Source organism: Bradyrhizobium sp. PRIMUS42 (assembly GCF_023006515.1).
Lineage (GTDB): Bacteria > Pseudomonadota > Alphaproteobacteria > Rhizobiales > Xanthobacteraceae > Bradyrhizobium.
This window is the reverse complement of record NZ_JALBGZ010001121.1, coordinates 1-1,379: the sequence shown is the minus strand read 5'-3', so window position 1 is coordinate 1,379 and position 1,379 is coordinate 1. Positions and strand designations below refer to the sequence as shown.

The following is a 1,379-nucleotide window of genomic DNA, read 5'->3' as shown; positions in this document are numbered from 1 at the left end:
GGCCCGATCTGCGCTTCGCTTGTCGGGGACGACAGCGGAGATTGAGGCTTGCTCAATTTGGACGGGCGCGAAAGCGCGCCCTTAACAAATTCCCACGCGTCATATAACCGCCAGTTGCGGCGTCGCAAATTTACCACAGCTTATCCTTTGCCAATTACCGTGCCGGACGAGTTAGGAAGCGGGCTGCTTCCGGGCTGCGCCTGGTTTTCCGCGAATGGAATGGGGTGGGGGGAATGTCGGTCACGTCGAAGTCGCGCCAATCGAAGCTGCCAACGTTGCGTTTTCGTGCAAAAATCATCCTCGGCTTCGTGGCAGTGCTAGCCATCCTCGCCGTCAGTATGGCTTTCGCCTATTTCGGCTTCGAGCGGATCCAGGGCGCCGTCGCCTCCTACCGAACCAGCGTGTCGGAAGCCGACCTCGCCCGGACCGTCGATCGCGAGCTGATCGCCTATCAGGGGTTGGCGCGGGCCTATACCCTGACGGGTGCGGCCGATGACGAGACCGCGGCCAAGGCGGCTGAAGAGAATCTGAGGAGCGCGATCGCAAAGTCGATGGCCGCCACGACCGGTGCCGCCCGCCGTGAGCAGGTCGGCAAGCTCGAGGCCGAGTTCCAGCGCTTTACGAAGGTGTTCGGCGAAATCATCACCCTGACGCGCGAAAACAACAAGATCGCGGCCGATGAGCTCAACAGCGTCGGCAACAAGATCCGCTTCAAGTTCGACGACCTCGCCGATACTGCCGCGCTGGCCGGGCTGGCTTCGGTCCAGACCACGGCCAAGGACATCACCTCGCAATATCTGGCGGTCTCCACCTCGGTCAGCGCCTTCGTAGCCAAGCCGGAGCCGAAGACCGCCGATGGCGTGATCGCGCGAGTCAAATTCCTGGAGACCCTGCTGGTCTCGATCTATGCGAACGACCAGAAGATCACCGACCGCGTGACCGAGATCGGCAACCTGCTGAAGCAGTACCGCACCTCCTTCACCAAGCTGTCTGAGAATGTGAAGATCATCGTCAAGCTGAACGGCGATATGACCAAGACGGCGGCAGGCATCCTCAAGCTCTCGGGCGAGCTGCGGTCGGACCTGACTGCCGATCAGCAGCGCATCGAAGCCAGCGCCAATGCGACGATCGTGGATACCGAGCGGCTGATGGTGATGTTGGCGCTCGGCGGCCTCGCCATCGGCGCCGTGCTCGCCCTGATGCTCGGCAACGGCATCTCGCGCCCGATGATCGCGATGTGCAAAGCGATGCGCGAGCTGGCCTCGGGTAATTTCGACGTGGTGCTGCCGGGTCTCGGCCGCAAGGACGAGATCGGCGAGATGGCCGGCGCGGTCGAGGAGTTCAAGGTTCAGGCCGTTGCAAAGGCCGAGCGCGATGCC

At 62.4% G+C, this 1,379-nt stretch carries 1 protein-coding gene; it reads left to right on the top strand.

The genetic code is table 11. From position 1 onward, the window contains the following. Positions 1 to 233: 233 nt before the first annotated feature. On the top strand, positions 234 to 1,379 hold a 1,146-nt coding region (locus tag MOV75_RS38215; protein WP_247008007.1), incomplete at its 3' end, for a HAMP domain-containing protein.